The organism is Staphylococcus capitis subsp. capitis (assembly GCF_040739495.1).
GTDB classification, from domain to species: Bacteria; Bacillota; Bacilli; order Staphylococcales; family Staphylococcaceae; genus Staphylococcus; species Staphylococcus capitis.
This window is the reverse complement of the sequence record NZ_CP145263.1, coordinates 1,218,051-1,237,018: the sequence shown is the minus strand read 5'-3', so window position 1 is coordinate 1,237,018 and position 18,968 is coordinate 1,218,051. Positions and strand designations below refer to the sequence as shown.

The following is an 18,968-nucleotide window of genomic DNA, read 5'->3' as shown; positions in this document are numbered from 1 at the left end:
ATCAACGTAGGAGGTGAAATAATTACTTTATTTAATTAACCATTTAAAAAAGGGTTTAATTGTTCATCATCAACAGTAGTATATGGACCGTGACCAGGGAATAACGGTAAATCGCCTTCAAGTTCAAATATCTTATCTTTAATAGAATCAACTAATGTTTCGTAGTCCCCTCTATAAAGATCAGTTCTACCAATGCCATTATTAAATAAAGTGTCACCCACTACAGCAAATTCATCAAAAACGTAAGTTAAACTACCTGGAGAATGTCCTGGAGTGTGTAATACGTCAAATTTGAGGCCCTCAATCTCTTTTGATCCTTCTTCTAATTTTGAAGGTTTAGCATAGCTTATAACTTGAGGCATACCATATTGTTTAAATTTAGATGCACCATTTTTTACTGGATCTTGTAAAAAATCAAATTCCTCTTGATGCATATAAACAGGAACGTCATATTTAGAAATAATGTCATCTAAAGCACCTATGTGATCGTAGTGAGCATGAGTTAATAGAATCGCTTTAAATGGCTTATTAATTTGATTTAATTTTTTAATGATTTTATCACTTTCACTTGAAGGATCTATTAATATAACACTTTCTTCATTTTCAATGAAATATGCGTTTGTATCCACTAAACCTAAAGTTAAATTTGAAATTCTCATTATTGTTCACCACTATTATTTAAATGTTTTTGAACAGATTTGAGTTTATCATTCATCTTTCTTGATTTATCGCGACGATCATCAATTCGAATATTTGTACATACTCTGTCTAACCCTTTGTTAAAAGGTAATTCATGTATTGCTTGAATGACTTCGAATAGGTCCTTTAGATCACCTTCGATAAGTGTGTTCATTGGTGTTAGTTGGTAATCAATTTTACCTTCTTCTTTAAATTCATTAAGTTTAGTTTGTATTTCTGCTATATATTTGCTTACGCTAGGACCTTCTGTTCCTACTGGAATAACTACGACATCTACAATTGCCATTACTTAACACCCTCTTTATCTAGTACATATGTTTTAATTAATCCTGCGGCACCTGTGATTCCAGCATCATTTCCAAGTTGTGCTTGTACAATTTCTGTTTCAAATTGAGCTGGAGTAAATGTTAAATTGCGATATTCAGTTTTAATATTTTCAATTAGAATTGGTCCAGCTGTAGACATGCCACCACCTAGTACAATATATTTAGGATTACTAGTAACACTTATAATGCTACATAAATAACCAATATAATTTGCAACTTTTTCTGTGATAAAAATACAGAATTGATCACCAGCTTTAGCAGCATCAAAAACAGCTTTAGCCGTTACTTTATTATCTTTTATTAATTGTAGAATTGAAGATTTAAAAGTAAGTTTAGGATAGTAGAAATTTACTAAATTAACTACCCCAGTTGCGGATGCAACAGTTTCTATACACCCAGCTTTACCACAATTACAATTAAAACGTTGATCAAAATCTGCACGCATGTGGCCAATTTCAGCGCCTGATCCATTGTGACCATGTACTATTTCACCATTTGAAATGATGCCGCCACCTAGTCCAGTGCCTAATGTAATAGCAACAACATCATCTGAACCTTCGCCAGCACCTTTATGCTTTTCGCCTAACGCTGCAACATTTGCATCATTATCAACATAGACTGGGCAATCTACAAATTTTTGGAATATTTCTCTAACATTAACGTTTCCTGTCCAATGCAAGTTTACTGCACCATTCACTACTCCAGTTTCGAAATTAACTGGTCCGGGCACCCCAATTCCTACTCCTTGAACATTAGTAAAATCATAGTTAAATTCTTTTACTTTCTCTACAAAAGAATCATAAATATTTTTCAGCAATAATTCACCTGTATGATCACTAGTATCTGTATGAATTGACCATTTATGTAATTGTTCTAGATAAGTATCAAAAATTCCCAATTTACAAGTTGTTCCGCCAATATCGGCCGCTAAAATAATATTTGTCATTTATGTTCATTCCTTCTCTGATTAATTATCAAAATACATTTTAGATATTCATCTTTAGATAATAGTTGAAAGTTATATAAAGATTTTATCTCTTGTAACATCACTTCATACATATCTTCTGGATCTTTAAAGTAAATGATGAAACCATATTTTTTTAGTAACTGTAAAACATCATAAAAGTTATTTATCTTTCGAGTCACTTGATTCACTCAACTCTTTTTGTAAATTTTTATAATTTGTATTACTAGGATCGCTCTTTGCAGCTTTTTTAGCATATTTCAATGCTTTTTTGTCATCACTTAATGAGCGATTTGCGATGGCTAATTCATAATTGAGTATACCAGCATTAGGATATTTTTTTATTCCTCTTTCCCATTCTGCTATAGCCTCAGATTGTGATTCTTCAGTTGCTGTAATTAAACCGCTCAAATAATAGGTTTCATCATCAGCATAATTTTTATTTAATGTTTGGTTAACCACGTTTCTTGCTTCGCCGTAGTGACCACCTAGCATTTGATCTTTAATAAGTTTGTCATAAATATTGTCTTCTTTAATAGTAAATATTCTGATTTGTAATATAACAAATATCAATAGTAAAACAATTAATAATATCCAAAACAAATTACGATTTACATTAAAGTAATATCCTATAAGTGTAATTAAAAGTCCACCAATAAATCCACCTAAGTGAGCCATAATATTAATATTAGACATGAAAAGTGATAAACATATTAAAATTAGTAAGGCTATAAGTAATTGGCCAATAACTTTTCTATCAAAAGTCTTACTTAAGTACATTATTGCGAAAATTGAACCTATTAATCCAAATATTGCCCCACTCGCTCCTACTGAAATTGTGGAGGTATTAAATGATAAGGATACGAAATTACCAAATAATCCTGACACAAAATATATAACTAACATTCTCCAAGAACCCACTATTGATTCAACAATCTTCCCAAAAATGAATAAGGAAAGCATATTCATCAATATGTGTTCAAAATTAAAATGTAAAAACATCGAAGAAATAAGCCTATACCATTCTCCATGAACAACATTAAAATGTACAAGCCCACCTACTTCTAGTAATTTAACATCTGAGAATCGATTAAGATATAAAATCATACATAACCATATGATTACATTTGTGATAATTAAGACATATGTAGCCGGTGTGAATCTTTGCATGTGTCTATCAAGAGGATTATTGGTTAAAACTTTTCTTTTATAGTGAGAATAAGTCTTTTTATCCTCGTTGTTTACAAGCATTTTGTAAAGTACAAAATGTGGGGTAATTGCTTTTATATCTTTAACATTTCTAATAATGTGAAATTGAATTTTTATAGGATGACTCTCATTATTCTTTTCTTCTAGAAAGTCTTTATCAGTGAAATAATAAAAATTGAATGACTTTGGTTTAAAACCTATAGTTTGTTCTAATTGGTTAAAATTCTCTTTAACTTTAGACTTATCAAATCTGATTTCTTGTGAGGTAGTAACATCTCTTCTAAAAACCACTACAGATTTTTTTCTTTTATGTACTAGCCAAATTTCATTATTTTCCTTTTCACGGCTTAACAAATCATAATTTAAATATCTAATCCAGTAGTATAAGGTTTTCCAATAAAGTTTATCGATAATCATTTATTCCTCCACTACATTATTGTTATATATAATTAGTTGATCAACGGGTTGATCGAATGATTCTTTATCAAATGTAGTAAGTTGAAAATCATATAGCAAGCTAACAGTTCGAGTTTTAAATTGAGTTAAAAATTTATCGTAGTAACCGCCACCGTAACCGATACGATAGCCATTCTCTTCAAAGGCAACACCTGGGACTACTAATAAATCCATGTCATTAGTAAGTTCAGTATTTGAAACAGCATGATAGATTCCTTTTTCATCTTTTTCAATATCATTAAGAGATAATAAGCGTTTGAATGACATACGCTTATTTTTATAATCTGTCTCAGGTACGTAGACTTTCTTATCATTCATTATAGAGGACTCTATTAAGTGATAAGTGTCGACCTCATGTGGCATTGATAACACAAAACCTATCGATTTAGCATCTTGATAAGCTTGTGTATTAAATAATTCATTAGCTAACCATTGATCTGCGATACTTTTTTTATCTTTATTAAAACCTTTAAGTTTTTCAATTGTTGCTCGTCTTATATGTTTTTTACTCAACATTTTCACCCACTTTGTTCACCTCATATTATAACGTTAATCAATTATGATGTCATTAAGTTGAGATGTATTCTCAGCTATAAAAAAAGAAACCTCATAATTGAGGTTTCTTGATTAGTTAGATTAAGTTTACTTTAGATAAACCTAATTATTTAGTTTCACGGTGTAAAGTTTGTTTATTATCACGTGCACAGTATTTTTTCATTTCAATACGTTCAGGGTTGTTTCTTTTGTTTTTAGTTGAGATGTAGTTTCTATCTCCACATTCAGTACAAGCTAATGTAACGTTTACGCGCATGATTATTCCTCCTTACCTTTTCTAAATACGACCTTATCATTATACCAATTACATAAGTAATTGCAAAGAAGATTTTATTAATAATTTATTATCAAATCTAATTATCATTGTTATCTGCGTTACTATTTTCATTAGTGCTTTCGTTTTGTTGTTTATTGTCAGAGTGAGATGACTCTTTATCATCTTTTTTGTCTCTGTCTCTGAAATAATAGTTGATAACATCTCGGCCTAGGTCTCCGCCATTTAACCAAGGCGGTGGTACAGGTTGGTTAGTATAAACAATAGAGAATGATAATTTAGGATCTTTAATTGGTGCATAACCAATATATGTTGAGTTAACTCTAGATTCTCCGTTTTGGAATACCTCTGCTGTACCTGTTTTACCTGCCGAAGGAACCACAGTATTTTTGAAACTAGCGTAACCAGTACCGTCTTTCTCATTAAACGCCATTTTAAATCCATCTTGTACTTCTTTAATTTCGTTTTCGGAGTTGTTCACTTTATTTAAGACGTTTCCTTTAATTATTCGTTTTAATGGACCTAAATCATCTTTATTTGTAGATTCATGTATTGCAAGACCGATATGTGGTTGAATTCTATACCCATTATTAGCAATCGTTGATACGTATTGTGATAGTTGTAATGGCGTATATGTGTCATATTGTCCAATAGACAAGTCTAGGTAATTACCTGGATTATTAGTCAATGGTTCGATTTGTCCAGGAGTCTCGTTAGGTAAATCAACACCTGTTTTAACACCTAGGCCCACTTGATTTAATCCTTTACGCAATTTTTGTCCAGCTATCGCTATATCTTTAGGTAGTGGCATACCTGAGAAATAAGGGTCTCCAGCTAATTTTAATGCTGTTTTAAACATATATACGTTAGAAGAGTGCATTAGGGCTTCTTTATCATTTATTGTGACTCTGCCATTTTTATTAAAGTATGAACGCTTAGTAAGACCTCCTTGGAATTTTAAAGGTTCATCAACCATTGTTTCTCCAACTTTAATTGCATGGTTTTGGTAGCCAGCTAATAAAGTTCCACCTTTGACTGAGGAGCCTACTGCATACTGAGCTGTAAAGTTACCAATATCAAAATCTTTTAACTTACCTTGTTTATTAATTTGTTTACCAGCCATCGCTAATATGTCACCATTCTTAGGATTTTGAACCACTATAAGTGCATTATCCATATCTTTAGCGCCTTGGCTTTTTAATGTTGAAATTTCTTTTTCAAGTAAAGATTCAACTTTCTTCTGTAAATCTATATCAATAGTTAATTGTAAGTCATGACCTCTTGAACCTGGATTAATGACCTCTGAGTTTATAACTTTGCCTGATTTATCTGTCGTATATTTCATTTGTTTTTTAGTGCCTTTTAGAACATCTTCATATTGATATTCTAAATATGATTTACCTACTCTATCATTTCTAGAATATCCTTTAGATAAATACTGTTCTGTTAGTTCTTTAGGGATACCTTCTGTTGAAGTAGATACATCACCAAAAATTCCTCTTAGTGAGTCTCCATATGGATATTTTCTATCCCAATCCATTGAAGTATTTACCCCAGGTAATTTTGAAAGTTGCTGGGATACAGCAGCATATTCTTTTTCTGTAACTTCTTCATTTTTTATAGTTTGTGGATCTAAAGTAGATCCTGCGTTCATTTCACGATAAATGGCTAAAACTTGTAAATCTTTTTTACTAAGTTCATCTAATTGTTTTTTACCAATTTTGTCTCTTTGTTGATTATCATATTGTTCTTGAGTGATATTACCACTCTCTAACAATGACTGTTCTTTCTTCATTAATCGTTTTGCTTTCTCAGGATGTATTTGTACCCAGAAATCTTTTTTATCTCGTTCAGTAATTTTATCTGTATCCATTTTAATAAGTTCAGATAATTTTTTAGCAGTATCTAACATTTCTTGTTGAGTTGTTTTTCGATTTCGAGTATATGTAATTGCCATTTTTGAAGCATTGTCTACAAGGACTTTGCCATTTCTATCTAATATACGGCCCCTCGGCACTGATTCGTTAACAGTTATGTTTTCATCATTCTTAATTAATTGCTTATAATGTGATCCTTGTGCTATTTGCAAATAACCTAACCTTAACACTAAAATTGCGAAGATTAACACGATAAAACCGAATACGAAATTAATCCTCTTATTCATGGTGTTTCTGGTTCTCTCATCATTTGATTTTTCTTTTAATCTTTTCAGCAAAACAACCTACCTCTATTCAACGTGTCTCATACAAATGATATATTATATTAGATTATTTTTCTATCATTTTGACAAAAAAATAACGGTCTCTAAATGAGACCGTTAACAAATGTGCAAAATTATTTTGATGCTTTGTATAATTCGTCAACTTTTTCCCAGTTAACAACGTTCCAGAATGCACTAATGTAATCTGGACGTTTATTTTGATATTTAAGGTAATAAGCATGTTCCCAAACATCTAAACCTAAGATTGGAGTTTTACCTTCAGTTAATGGGTTATCTTGGTTTGGAGTAGTAACGATTTCTAATTGACCGTTATTTACTACTAACCATGCCCAACCAGATCCAAAGCGTGCAGCAGCTTTATCTGCAAATTCTTTTTTGAATTCATCTAAAGAACCCCATTGTTCTTTAATTTTGTCTACTACTTCACCTTTTTCTTCAGAATTTGGTGATAATAATTCCCAGAATAATGAGTGGTTTAAGTGACCGCCACCATTATTACGTACTGCAGTTTGAATATCTGAAGGTACGCTATCTAAATTAGCAACAATTTCTTCGATTGATTTAGCTTCTAAATCTGTTCCTTCAACTGCTGAGTTTAATTTAGTTACATATGTGTTATGGTGTTTGTCATGGTGAATTTCCATAGTTTGTTTATCAATGTGTGGTTCTAATGCATCATATGCATAAGGTAATTTTGGTAATTCAAAAGCCATAAATAATCATCCTCCTAAATTGTCTGTACAATTATCATAACAAGTAGCTTTAATAGCAACAATGAATATGCTTACATAGTAATTATTTTATATAGCTACTTATTATTTTGTTACATCATTAGTATATCTCAGTTTAAAGCCATTTAAACATGAAAATTCTTAGAAACTAATTTTTCAGACCATTGGCCTATGTTTTAATAATCAAGTTTTTTGAAAATAAAAAAGCAACCCCTCTAAGGTTGCTGTGATATTTAAATCATAATTTATTCTATATTTAAGCATTTTTTTGACATGATTCACATACACCATACACTTCTAATTTGTGGGTATGAATCGCCACATTAGGTAAATATTGCTTTATTTGTTCAATTGGACAAAAGTCTATGACTTTAGTATCTCCACAATTTTCACAAATAAAATGATGATGGTGGTGGTTTGTGCAAGCTATTCTAAACTTCATTTCACCTTCTAACTCAGTACTCTCTATAATACCCAAATCTTTAAAAAGATGAAGATTACGGTATACAGTATCAAAAGATATACCTGGATAATCTTTATCCATTTTTTGTTGAATGTGCTTAGCGTTAAGATACTTATCCTCTTCAACGAATATATCTAACATATCTTTACGTTTATCTGTATATTTTAATCCATTATCTTTTAAAATTTTAATAGCATCATTTGTATTCATTTGAAATTGCTCCCTTTTTAAACTTAACTTTTAACTTTTGGTAAGCCATCGTGATTATAAGCATGATTACTAATAATACTACAATAACACCACCAGGTGAAATGTTCATATAAAATGCAAGTACTAATCCCATTATTACGGATAACTCACCTAGCGCAACACTTAGTGCTATGAGCTGTTTAAAACCTTTAGTTATTCTCATTGAGATTGCTATAGGCAAAGTAATCAATGCACTAACTAGCAGAATTCCTACAACTCTCATTGAAGCAGAGATAACCATTGCAACAATAATAATAAATAAGAATTGTATCCATTTTGGAATACCAATGACTTTACTATATTCTTCATCGAAAGATAAGATAAATAATTCTTTATAAAATAATATTATAAAAAATACAACTATAATTGCGATTATGATAATGGTATTTAAATCACTTAAATTAACAGCGCTAATTGATCCAAAAAGTAATCCGACAATTTCTTGATTAAATCCATCTGCTAATGAAATAAAGATTGCACTCAGTGCGATGCCTGCACTCATAATAATAGGTATTGCTATTTCTTGATAATTTGAAAAAGATGTTCTTAGCTTTTCGATTAAAAGTGCACCTATAACAGCAAAAAGTATTCCAAACCACATGGGATTAACAAATGAAAGTGTAGGTAATATTGTAAGTAAAAACATACCAAAGGATATACCGCCTAAAGTGACATGGCTTAAAGCGTCAGCAATAAGAGATAGTCTTCTAACAACAATAAAAGCGCCAATTAAAGGTGCGATAAAGCCAATTAAAATACCACTAATAAGAGAATATCTCATAAAATCAAAATTTAATAACGCATCTATCACAAGTTACACTCCTCAATAAATATTATATTCTTATCCAGTTTCAACATTTTCATTACAACAGTCACGATTGTGTTGATGATCAACAAATTGTATTGGATGGCCATATATTTTCGAAATTTCAACTTCATCTAAAGATTTAAAATCTTCAGTTGTACCATGGAAATGAAGATGTTTGTTTAAGCAAGCAACTTCAGTAGCAGTATCAGCTACAACTCCGATATCATGCGTTACTAAAATAATAGTAATACCCTCTTTTTTTAGCGTATCTAATGTAGCATAAAACTCACTAACATGTTTGGCATCAATGCCATTTGTCGGTTCGTCTAAAACTAATACACTTGGATTAGATATTAATGCTCTAGCAATTAAAACACGCTGTTGTTGGCCGCCTGATAACTCTGCAATGTTTTTGTTAATCAAATGTGCAATATTTAATTTTTTCAGCACTTGTTCAACTTTCTTATTATCTTCTTTATTAAATCTTTGGAACAGTCTTTTAGTCTTTGTTAGTCCGCTCAGAACAACCTCTTTCACACTTGCTGGGAACCCCGCATTAAAAGCTGTTGCTTTTTGAGAAACATAACTAATTTTTAATGAAGTTTTATTCCCTTTATACATTTTTCCTTCAACAAAAATCTCGCCTTTTTGTAAAGGTAATAGTCCAAGTATCACTTTCAATAAGGTGGATTTTCCCGCTCCATTAGGACCAACGATGGCTAGAAACTCACCTTTGTTGATTTTAATATTAATATTTTCAAGTACATGTTTATTATCAAAATAGTAGTTTATATTTCGTAATTCGAAAACTGGCGTTGTCATGTTTTCACCTCGCATAATACTATACAACTTCGTGAAAGTTATGTAAATAGTAATGTTTACGACTAAATAAAAGAAACGAGACAAAAATCATTCCAGTTAATAGATGATTTTGTCTCGCCCTATTTATTTTTTACCTAAAAGGTAAAAACGATTTATTGATTTAAAATTTTATTCTTAAGATCTGAATCAAATTTTTGTGCTTTTAACATTTCAATTTCGAATTTATACGGTGGTTTTTTATTTTTCTTATCCTCACCTACATATGGTGTTTCTAAAATTTTAGGTATATCTTTAAATGCGTCATGGTGGACAACATAATTTAGTGCATCAAATCCAATATGACCAAATCCTATATTTTCATGACGGTCTTTATGTGCACCGATTTCATTTTTACTATCATTCACATGTACAACTTTAATACGGTCTACACCAATAACTTTATCAAATTCATTTAACACACCATCGAAGTCTTCTTTGACATTATAACCAGCGTCATGGGTATGACATGTGTCAAAACAAATTGATAAACGATCATTATGTGTAACGCCATCAATAATTTGAGCGATTTCCTCGAACGAACGGCCTACTTCTGAACCTTTACCAGCCATTGTTTCAAGGGCAATTCGTACATCATTGTCATGAGTTAATACTTCATTAAGTCCTTCAATTATTTTTTTAATACCTACGTCGGCACCAGCTCCAACATGAGAACCAGGATGAAGAACAATATCTTTCGCGCCAATTGCTTGCGTGCGTTCAATTTCGTTTTGTAAAAAATCGACACCTAAGTTGAATACTTCAGGTTTAGTCGTATTTGCGATGTTGATAATATAGGGTGCATGAACAATGATATTAGATAAACCATATTCTTTCATGGCCTCGTGTCCTTTTTCTATATTTAAATCTTCGATGCTTTTTCTTCTCGTATTCTGAGGAGCTCCTGTGTATATCATAAACGTAGATTCTCCAAATTTATGGGCTTCTTCTGCAGAGCCTTGTAACATCTTCTTACCACTCATTGAAACATGAGAACCTAATAGCATGTCATTCACCTATCCTTTATTGTTTTTACGTTTTTGTTTATTTTGTCTCTTACTATAAATCTTTCTTTCTTGGCGCTTCATTTTTTCTACTTCTTGCTTAAACTTTTTCTTATATCCTGGTTTAACTTTTCTTTTCGATTTACTTCGAACTTTATGCTTAACTTCATTTGTTAAGTGATCATCTTTTCGTTGTCTAGTGCGTCTTGTGTCGTGTGCTTTAATCGGTTTAAGTTCTCCATTTTTAATGTCCACATTTTCAAAATGATAGCCTTTATCTTCGATTAATGAAATATTGTGCTCTTCATCAGGGCTATAAAGAGTAATTGCTACCCCTTTATAATTACCCCTTCCTGTACGACCTACACGATGTGTAAAGAAATCAATATCATTAGGTACGTCGAAATTTATGACGTGACTTACTCCTTCAATATCGATACCTCGTGAAGCGAGATCACTTGCAATAACGTATTGGAAGTCTAAGTTTCTAATACGTTTCATTTGTTGTTTACGTTCTCTAGGTGTCAAACCACCGTGAATCATACCTACTTTAATACCTTCTTTATTTAGAGAGTCTGCAAGTTCGTTTGCATTTTCTCTACTATTACAGAAAATAATACTAAGATATGGATTCAAAATATCTATTAGATTTAGCGTTTTATCTACTTTAGCAGTCCCTTTTGTAGGTATTAAATAAAATTCAATGTTCTTTTTATTATGAGACTTATGATCAACCTCAACGAATTCAGGTTGGCTTAAATATTTATTTAAAAATGGTTGCAATGATTTAGGAATCGTTGCACTAAATACAGCAATGTGCGCTTCATCATTTAATCTAGCTGCTATATAATCTACATCCTCGATTAATCCTAAATCAATCATTAAGTCAGCCTCATCAACAATTAAATTGCTAGCAAGGTGTGCATGAAGATGTCCGCCTTGAGCAAGGTCATTAATACGTGTAGGTGTACCAATAATTAATTGAGGTTGTCTATTACAGCGTTGTTTGTCTTTTTCAATATCTGTACCACCTATAAACAATTTAACGTTCACTTCTTGTTTAAATTTGCACAGGTGACTCGCTGCTTGGAATAATTGTTGAGCAAGCTCTCGTGTTGGTGCAACTACAATGGCTTGGGGTTCTTGGAGATCAACATCAATCATTTGTATTAAAGGTAATAAGAAAGAATGCGTCTTTCCTGTACCAGTTTGTGATTGACCTATTAAGTTAGTGCCTTTTAATATTCTTGGGATAATTTTATTTTGTATTTCTGTAGGTTTTTCAAAATTAAGATCTTGAACCGCTTTAATTAAACTTTCGTCTAAATTAAAATGCTCAAATGGATGTTTCGCCATGTTATGGCCTCCTTTAAAGTCTAATAAGCAATTTGTTATTTATAAGTAAAAGGATCAGTATCAATATTTGAGGCTTCGATAGGGAACATATCTTTATACTCAAATAACCAATCTTCTAGTAACAATTTTAACCCTTGCTTCATTACATATTCGCTATAGTGGTTGATATCAAGCAGATTGACTCCTTGTATTTTAGCGTCTAATGCATCGTGATGTTTGATATCTCCAGTAACAAATACATCTGCACCATTACTGTGAGCTTCATACTCGAAACCTATACCTGAACCACCGATCATTGCAACTTTATTAATCACCGCGTCAGAATTACCAGTATATCTTAAACTATTAATATTTAATTTCTCTTTAGCGTAACTAGAAAACTCATCTAAAGTCATAGTATGAGGAAGTTCACCTATAATACCTAATCCAAATTCGCTTTGTCTTTGTAGTTTAATAAAATCATAAACAGGTGTTTCATAAGGATGATAGTTTATAATTGCTTGTTCTGTAATTTGCTTTTCATTTTCAGAAATTATAAATTCAAGCTTAATCTCATCTACATATTCTATACTATCAAGTTGACCAAGGTAAGGGTTAGCTTCTCCAACAGGTTTGAACTGTCCCTTTCCAGCACTTTCAAAGAAACAATATTCGTAATTCTCTTCTTTAGCTAAGCCGAGTTGGTTTAATTGGTCTTTAAAGTTTTCAACATTTTCTTTAGGAATAAAAGTTTGAACCTTATAATATGTCGTGTAACGTTGGTTAATCTGGTTAACGTTATTTAAATCAAGTGTATCTGCCAACATTTTATTGACGCCACTAGGATTTACATCTAAATTTGTATGCATTGCGATAAGATTAATATCATTTTGAATCAATTTACGTATAATTTTGCCATAACCAGTTTGAACAATATTTTTTATACCTTTAAAGATGAGTGGATGATGTGCAATGATTATATTGATATTTTTATCTATCGCTTGATCGACAACCTCTTCAGTACAATCTAAAGCGGTTAATATACCATTTACTTGTTGATTCTCATCACCGATTAATAATCCGACATTATCCCATGATTCTGCAGTGGAAAATGGGACATGATAATCTAAAATGGACATGAGTTTACTCAATTTCATTATCTAACACCTCTTGTATGAGATTTATTTCACTGTCAATTTCTTTTAGTCTCTCATGATGCGTTGATGAATTCAATTGTGACTTAATGTGATAAAGTGCTTCAAGTTCTCTATTCCATTTCTTGTAGAAATGTTCATTTTTTTCCTCTAATAAATACGGGCCAAATTTTTCTTCTTTTGTAGAAAGTGGCATTATAGATTGGTTGAATTCAGCAACTACAATTTCATAAATATGTCCTTTTTCTTCAAGGATAACCTCGTTTATAACTTCATAATTCAGTGAAGTTAATACATTTCTTAAAACTTGTGTTTGGATGTTGCTCTGTAAAATAAGTCTTGGGTGATGTGTTAATTTTTCTTGACCTTCTTTTAAAATTTTAGCAATGAGAGGTCCTCCCATGCCACAAATCGTTATATTATCAATTTCATCATCATGATTGATAACTGCTAAACCGTCTCCTAAGCGAACTTCAATCGAATCACCTAAGTCATTTTCAGCTACATTATTTAGCGCAGCTTTGTACGGTCCTTTGATGACTTCTCCAGCAATTGCACTGTTACATATCTTATTTTGGATGGCATAAATAGGTAGATATGCGTGGTCCGAACCAATATCAGCTATCGTTCCTTCTTTTAAAAATGAACACACACGCAATAATCTTTGGTTTAAATTAATCATTTTTAAACTCCTCATATGTATTAAAAAAGAGCGGGATTGAATTCAGTATATTAAAAGTTGAATTCATTATCCCACCCTCTCAAGTGTGATGATCCAATTGGGCGAGGTAAAATTAATATGCATTAATTCATAGCTACATCCCCAACATTATTATTTTAATCCATGAAATCTTTAAGTCTCTTACTACGACTAGGATGTCTTAGTTTTCTTAAAGCTTTAGCTTCGATTTGGCGTATACGTTCACGTGTTACGCCAAATACTTTACCTACTTCTTCAAGTGTTCTTGTACGTCCATCATCTAAACCAAATCTTAAACGTAATACATTTTCTTCTCTATCAGTTAATGTGTCAAGAACATCTTCAAGTTGTTCTTTTAACAGTTCGTAAGCTGCATGGTCTGATGGGCTTTGAGCTTCTTGGTCTTCAATGAAGTCACCTAAATGACTGTCATCTTCTTCCCCAATTGGCGTTTCAAGAGATACAGGCTCTTGAGCAATTTTCAAGATTTCACGTACTTTTTCAGGTGGTAAATCCATTTCTTCACCAATTTCTTCTGGTGCAGGATCTCGGCCTAAGTCTTGTAAAAGTTGGCGTTGAACACGTATTAATTTATTAATTGTTTCAACCATATGCACAGGAATACGGATAGTACGTGCTTGGTCAGCAATAGCTCTAGTGATTGCTTGTCTAATCCACCAAGTCGCATATGTTGAAAATTTAAACCCTTTACTAAAGTCAAATTTTTCTACAGCTTTAATCAAGCCCATGTTACCCTCTTGAATTAAATCAAGGAATAACATACCTCTTCCTACATATCTTTTAGCAATACTAACAACAAGACGTAAGTTGGCTTCAGCTAGACGAGATTTTGCTACTTCATCGCCTTGTTCAATTTTTTTAGCTAACTCTATTTCTTCTTGAGCGCTTAATAAGTTAACTCTACCAATCTCTTTAAGATACATACGAACTGGGTCGTTAATTTTGACACCAGGAGGGGCACTTAAATCATTTGGATTTAATTTCTCATCTGTATCTGAACTATCTTTTTCATTAACAAGCGTTATATCATTATCATTTAGTTGATCGAAGAAATCATCCATCTGGTCAGAATCCATTTCGAAGTTCTGAAGCTTCTCAGCAATTTCTTCATGACTTAAATGACCTTCTTTTTTACCCTTGTCAATTAATTGTTTTTTAACATCTTCTAATGTTAAAGTCGGATCAATTGTTTGCTTTTTAATTTTCACTTGGTTATCAGACATGAAAAGGCCTCCCGATTTTGATAAATACTGATAATCTCTCAATAACTATATATTATATCAATTAAATATGATTTGTATATTGTAAATTTTAAATTTATCACTTTCAATTAAGTCATTTAAACACTTTCAATAATGTGTAGTTATATTATTATTTTAATCTAAGTTTACTATTAAAGTTGTGACAATAATTTTCTACCCGTTCAACCTCTCTAGTAACCATTAGTTCAAATCTAATCATTAATTGTAAAAGTCTGAACTACTAAATTCTAATTAATAGATTTAGCTTAAAATTACATTCTATTTTTGTTTTTAACGACAATAAGTTGTAAGTAATACTTTTGTAATTCAACATCACCAATGCGATATGCTTCCCTTAGTTTGTGATTTAATGATTCAATTGACTCATCATCATTATTATTAATAATTAGTATGTAGTCCTCTATTTCATTCTCGTAAGGTTCATCATTGAGGGTATATTGATCAAGTTCAATAAATGCCTCTCTAAGCTCATTGGAATCAATGTATTGCATAACATCACTGATACTATAATTATCATGTTCTGAAAAATAGTCATGCAAAATATTAAATATACTCTTAAAATATTTATTTGTAAAGTCGTCATCACTAATTTTTTGATAATAATTTATAAAGGTATCCTTATCTTTCATAAAATGCTTCAATAGAGCTCTTTCAGCTTTTTCATTTTTAGTTAAATTATTAAACAATTGTGAACCAGATTGCGGAGAATATCCATATTCTGCTGGTGCCACTTGTGGCATATTGTTAGAACCAATTTCATGATAGATCATTTCTGGGCTCATATTGAATATATTAGCAACATCTTGTATTAATTTATTACGTAAAATTGTTGATTGAACTTGAGCGATGTCATGAGTTGCTTCTCTAAAATGTCTTTCATAAGCTAAATCATTATTATTAATTTCATCTTGATGTGACTCCACTTTAAACAGTACAAATGCCTTTTTATCCTTAGCAACAAAGTTTAAAAAAGCCTCATTTCCATATTTGCCAATGTATTCATCAGGATCCATACCGGATGGTAATTGAATCACATATACATTTAGACCTTGTTGTAATAAAGCTTGACCCGTTTTTAAAGTAGCCTCTCTACCAGCGTAATCTCCATCAAACATTAATGTAATGTTATTTGTTAATTTTTTTAGAAACGTCATATGTTCTTGGGACAACTGTGTACCCATACTCGCTACAACCTGTTTTAAACCAGCGTAATCTGATTTAATAACATCCATAAATCCTTCTAATAATACAATTTCGTCGTTTTGACGAATTGATTTGCGAGCTTTATCTAAATTATATAAGAGTCTACGTTTTTGAAAGATGGGTGTTTCAGGGCTATTCAAATATTTAGGTTCTTGGTTATTATATGTTCTTCCAGAATATCCAACTATTCTACCTTGAGCATTCTTCAAAGGAAACATGATTCGATTTCTAAATCTATCATAGTAACTAAAATTTTCTTCATTTCGAGACAATAGACCCGCTTCGTAAGCTAATTCTATGTCATATCCCTCCTTCTCAAGAAAATCATGACAAAAATGAGAGCTATCTGGCGCATATCCAATTTGTCTCTGCTTGATGAGTTCGTCAGTAAAACCACGCTGACGCAAGTAGTTTAAAGCCTCTTCACCCTCAACAGTTTTCATCAAGGCATAATGATAGTAATCTCGAATTAACTCATGCATTTCTATCATTTTTAAATCGTCTGAAGCCATTTGAGATTGTTGATTATATTGAGTTTGCCCCACATCAACTTTAATATTTACACGTTCGCCAAGTTCTTTAACAGCTTCTACAAAAGGTACATCTTTAATCTCCTGTGTAAATTGAAAGACATTGCCACCTTTTTTACAACCAAAACAGTGACAAATTTGTTTATCTTCAGATACTGTGAACGAAGGTGTCTTTTCATCATGAAAAGGACACAAGCCGATATAATTGCGTCCTCTTTTTTCTAATTTTACATATTCGCTTACTAAATCTAATATATCTGTTTTATCTTTAATTTCATTAATGACCGATTGATCTATACGCAAATGGAATCACCTATCAAATATTAGTCATATAATTATATCTTTTTTCTACGGAAAATGAAATCATTTCGATTTACTTTCTTCAATTAAATGTATGATATCATTCGCTGTTTCTTCAATAGCTTTGTCAGTAACATCTATGACCGGACAACCTACTTTATTAACTAATTCATCAAAATAATTCAATTCTTCTTGAATACGTGCCTCTGTGGCATACCTAGCCTTATCTCCTAAACCTAATTGCTTTAATCTTTCCTTACGTATGCGATTTAGTTTCTCTTCACTTATTTTTAAAGCAATACATTTAGAGGTATTAATATCAAATAATGCATCAGGTGGAGTTACTTCAGGAACTATAGGTATATTCATCACTTTATAACTTTTATGTGCTAAATACTGAGATAATGGAGTTTTAGAAGTTCTAGAAATACCTAACAGAACGATGTCGGCTTTTGGTAATCCTTTTGGATCTTTTCCGTCATCATATTTCACAGCAAATTCAATTGCATCAATTTTTTTAAAATACGCATCGTCTAGCCTGTGAACTATTCCTGGTTCATAATATGGTGTTTCATCAATTGAATCCGATAATAAATCCATTAGAGGTCCCATAATATCGACAGATTTTAATGAAAATTCTTCGACTTTTGCAAGCATATATTTTTTAATTTCTGGTTTAACCAAAGTGTATACAATAATTGCATTGGTATCTCTAGCTACTTGAATAACTTCATCTACATGTTCAAATGATTCAATATATGGATATCGAAGAAATTCATGTTTACATTGTTTAGGGTTAAATTGAGATACTCCTGCTCTTGCAACTAACTCTGCAGTTTCACCAATTGAATCTGAGGCTACAATTATCTTTATAATGTCCATGTATTTACCACCTATTCTTTGAATAATGATACGAATAATTTAGTTATAGTTGTTTTAGAGATTCGACCAATTACCTCGTATTTTTTATTGTCTTTTTTCCTTACAATTGGTAGTGAGTCAATCTCGTTATCTATCATTTGATTGGCAGCGTATATTACAAGTTCTTCCTCTTCTAAATATGTCACATGTGGCATTCTAGTCATATTTACACTGATAGGCATTGTATGTATATCCTCACCAATCATAGATGCTCTTAATAAATCTTTTCTAGAACATACGCCTACGAAGTCATTGTCATTATTAGTTATAAATAATGTCCCTGCATCTTCTAAAAATATAGTACATATTGCATCATAAACTGACATTTCTTCCTTAATGACAACTGGTTGAGACATATAATCTTTAACCACATATTGTCTCAATTGTTCATTAATAATTTTATTTTTCGATTTACCTGAATAGTAATAACCTACTCTAGGTCTCGCTTCTATAAAACCAGACATAGTAAGTATAGCTAAGTCCGGTCTTAACGTAGCTCTTGTTAAATTTAATTTTTCAGCGATATGCTCACCTGTGATCGGTCCTTTAGATTTGACAATCTCAATTATTAGTTCCTGTCTTTTACTAAGTTCTATAGGTCTTCACCCCTCTTGAATACTTTCTATTATAACTTTTATTATAAATTGCTACAAATACATATAAATACTTGCTATTAAAAATTCTTTCAATTAGAATAAAGTTAAAGCGAGTTAAGGATGGTGCGA

20 protein-coding genes are annotated in these 18,968 nt (G+C 31.5%); all 20 read right to left on the bottom strand.

All coding sequences use genetic code 11. From position 1 onward, the window contains the following. Positions 1-35 precede the first annotated feature (35 nt). Positions 36-659, bottom strand: a complete 624-nt coding sequence (locus V6C74_RS06265) for an MBL fold metallo-hydrolase (protein WP_002453335.1) — start codon at positions 657-659, stop codon at positions 36-38. Next, the gene (locus tag V6C74_RS06260; protein WP_002433945.1) at positions 659-985 is read right to left on the bottom strand and encodes an MTH1187 family thiamine-binding protein; all 327 of its coding nucleotides are present in this window, start codon (positions 983-985) and stop codon (positions 659-661) included. The genes V6C74_RS06265 and V6C74_RS06260 overlap by 1 nt, the downstream gene beginning before the upstream one ends. Beyond that, positions 985-1,971, bottom strand: a complete 987-nt coding sequence (locus V6C74_RS06255) for an ROK family glucokinase (protein ID WP_002453336.1) — start codon at positions 1,969-1,971, stop codon at positions 985-987. The genes V6C74_RS06260 and V6C74_RS06255 overlap by 1 nt, the downstream gene beginning before the upstream one ends. Continuing rightward, positions 1,968-2,171 (bottom strand): YqgQ family protein, encoded by a 204-nt coding sequence (locus V6C74_RS06250; protein ID WP_103175540.1) that lies wholly within the window; start codon positions 2,169-2,171, stop codon positions 1,968-1,970. Before V6C74_RS06250 ends, V6C74_RS06255 begins: the two co-directional genes overlap by 4 nt. Beyond that, positions 2,152-3,615: a rhomboid family intramembrane serine protease gene (locus V6C74_RS06245; RefSeq protein WP_016898190.1), complete on the bottom strand. Its 1,464-nt coding sequence runs from the start codon at positions 3,613-3,615 to the stop codon at positions 2,152-2,154. Before V6C74_RS06245 ends, V6C74_RS06250 begins: the two co-directional genes overlap by 20 nt. Next, entirely contained in the window at positions 3,616-4,167 is a 552-nt protein-coding gene (locus V6C74_RS06240; protein ID WP_029625710.1) for a 5-formyltetrahydrofolate cyclo-ligase, read from the bottom strand. A 148-nt stretch (positions 4,168-4,315) separates the two neighbouring features. Beyond that, a complete protein-coding gene (gene rpmG / locus V6C74_RS06235; RefSeq protein ID WP_002433802.1) occupies positions 4,316-4,465 on the bottom strand; it encodes a 50S ribosomal protein L33 in 150 nt (49 codons plus the stop codon). Positions 4,466-4,562: 97 nt separating this feature from the next. Continuing rightward, positions 4,563-6,698, bottom strand: a complete 2,136-nt coding sequence (locus tag V6C74_RS06230; protein WP_002453340.1) for a penicillin-binding protein 2 — start codon at positions 6,696-6,698, stop codon at positions 4,563-4,565. A 119-nt stretch (positions 6,699-6,817) separates the two neighbouring features. Then, entirely contained in the window at positions 6,818-7,417 is a 600-nt protein-coding gene (locus tag V6C74_RS06225) for a superoxide dismutase (protein ID WP_002453341.1), read from the bottom strand. A 274-nt stretch (positions 7,418-7,691) separates the two neighbouring features. Continuing rightward, complete coding sequence (locus tag V6C74_RS06220; protein ID WP_002433544.1) at positions 7,692-8,108, bottom strand: Fur family transcriptional regulator; 417 nt, start codon at positions 8,106-8,108, stop codon at positions 7,692-7,694. Then, complete coding sequence (locus V6C74_RS06215; protein ID WP_002453342.1) at positions 8,095-8,958, bottom strand: metal ABC transporter permease; 864 nt, start codon at positions 8,956-8,958, stop codon at positions 8,095-8,097. Before V6C74_RS06215 ends, V6C74_RS06220 begins: the two co-directional genes overlap by 14 nt. 30 nt (positions 8,959-8,988) lie before the next feature. Further along, the gene (locus tag V6C74_RS06210; protein ID WP_095325524.1) at positions 8,989-9,792 is read right to left on the bottom strand and encodes a metal ABC transporter ATP-binding protein; all 804 of its coding nucleotides are present in this window, start codon (positions 9,790-9,792) and stop codon (positions 8,989-8,991) included. Between the two features lie 137 nt (positions 9,793-9,929). After that, positions 9,930-10,820, bottom strand: coding sequence for a deoxyribonuclease IV (locus tag V6C74_RS06205; RefSeq protein ID WP_002433664.1), 891 nt, complete (start codon positions 10,818-10,820; stop codon positions 9,930-9,932). Positions 10,821-10,829: 9 nt separating this feature from the next. Continuing rightward, positions 10,830-12,173, bottom strand: coding sequence for a DEAD/DEAH box helicase (locus tag V6C74_RS06200; protein ID WP_002453344.1), 1,344 nt, complete (start codon positions 12,171-12,173; stop codon positions 10,830-10,832). Positions 12,174-12,208: 35 nt separating this feature from the next. Further along, entirely contained in the window at positions 12,209-13,309 is a 1,101-nt protein-coding gene (locus tag V6C74_RS06195; protein WP_016898192.1) for a Nif3-like dinuclear metal center hexameric protein, read from the bottom strand. Beyond that, entirely contained in the window at positions 13,296-13,988 is a 693-nt protein-coding gene (locus V6C74_RS06190) for a tRNA (adenine(22)-N(1))-methyltransferase TrmK (RefSeq protein ID WP_002453346.1), read from the bottom strand. Before V6C74_RS06190 ends, V6C74_RS06195 begins: the two co-directional genes overlap by 14 nt. 155 nt (positions 13,989-14,143) lie before the next feature. Further along, positions 14,144-15,250, bottom strand: a complete 1,107-nt coding sequence (gene rpoD, locus V6C74_RS06185) for an RNA polymerase sigma factor RpoD (protein ID WP_002436727.1) — start codon at positions 15,248-15,250, stop codon at positions 14,144-14,146. A gap of 290 nt (positions 15,251-15,540) precedes the next feature. Continuing rightward, positions 15,541-17,325: a DNA primase gene (gene dnaG / locus V6C74_RS06180; RefSeq protein WP_103175539.1), complete on the bottom strand. Its 1,785-nt coding sequence runs from the start codon at positions 17,323-17,325 to the stop codon at positions 15,541-15,543. 60 nt (positions 17,326-17,385) lie between these two features. Further along, positions 17,386-18,204 carry a pyruvate, water dikinase regulatory protein gene (locus tag V6C74_RS06175; RefSeq protein WP_103175538.1) on the bottom strand — a complete coding sequence of 273 codons (819 nt, stop codon included), beginning with the start codon at positions 18,202-18,204 and terminating at the stop codon, positions 17,386-17,388. Positions 18,205-18,215: 11 nt separating this feature from the next. Further along, positions 18,216-18,839: a helix-turn-helix transcriptional regulator gene (locus V6C74_RS06170; RefSeq protein ID WP_072093086.1), complete on the bottom strand. Its 624-nt coding sequence runs from the start codon at positions 18,837-18,839 to the stop codon at positions 18,216-18,218. Between the last annotated feature and the right edge of the window lie 129 nt (positions 18,840-18,968).

What these genes read in the sequence shown, in the direction of transcription:
- V6C74_RS06225 (WP_002453341.1), bottom strand. Translation starts at nt 7,417, where the DNA reads ATGGCTTTTGAATTACCAAAATTACCTTATGCATATGATGCATTAGAA.
- V6C74_RS06175 (WP_103175538.1), bottom strand. Translation starts at nt 18,204, where the DNA reads ATGGACATTATAAAGATAATTGTAGCCTCAGATTCAATTGGTGAAACT.
- V6C74_RS06255 (WP_002453336.1), bottom strand. Translation starts at nt 1,971, where the DNA reads ATGACAAATATTATTTTAGCGGCCGATATTGGCGGAACAACTTGTAAA.
- V6C74_RS06265 (WP_002453335.1), bottom strand. Translation starts at nt 659, where the DNA reads ATGAGAATTTCAAATTTAACTTTAGGTTTAGTGGATACAAACGCATAT.
- V6C74_RS06260 (WP_002433945.1), bottom strand. Translation starts at nt 985, where the DNA reads ATGGCAATTGTAGATGTCGTAGTTATTCCAGTAGGAACAGAAGGTCCT.
- V6C74_RS06245 (WP_016898190.1), bottom strand. Translation starts at nt 3,615, where the DNA reads ATGATTATCGATAAACTTTATTGGAAAACCTTATACTACTGGATTAGA.
- V6C74_RS06200 (WP_002453344.1), bottom strand. Translation starts at nt 12,173, where the DNA reads ATGGCGAAACATCCATTTGAGCATTTTAATTTAGACGAAAGTTTAATT.
- V6C74_RS06195 (WP_016898192.1), bottom strand. Translation starts at nt 13,309, where the DNA reads ATGAAATTGAGTAAACTCATGTCCATTTTAGATTATCATGTCCCATTT.
- V6C74_RS06190 (WP_002453346.1), bottom strand. Translation starts at nt 13,988, where the DNA reads ATGATTAATTTAAACCAAAGATTATTGCGTGTGTGTTCATTTTTAAAA.
- rpmG (WP_002433802.1), bottom strand. Translation starts at nt 4,465, where the DNA reads ATGCGCGTAAACGTTACATTAGCTTGTACTGAATGTGGAGATAGAAAC.
- rpoD (WP_002436727.1), bottom strand. Translation starts at nt 15,250, where the DNA reads ATGTCTGATAACCAAGTGAAAATTAAAAAGCAAACAATTGATCCGACT.
- V6C74_RS06220 (WP_002433544.1), bottom strand. Translation starts at nt 8,108, where the DNA reads ATGAATACAAATGATGCTATTAAAATTTTAAAAGATAATGGATTAAAA.
- V6C74_RS06205 (WP_002433664.1), bottom strand. Translation starts at nt 10,820, where the DNA reads ATGCTATTAGGTTCTCATGTTTCAATGAGTGGTAAGAAGATGTTACAA.
- V6C74_RS06210 (WP_095325524.1), bottom strand. Translation starts at nt 9,792, where the DNA reads ATGCGAGGTGAAAACATGACAACGCCAGTTTTCGAATTACGAAATATA.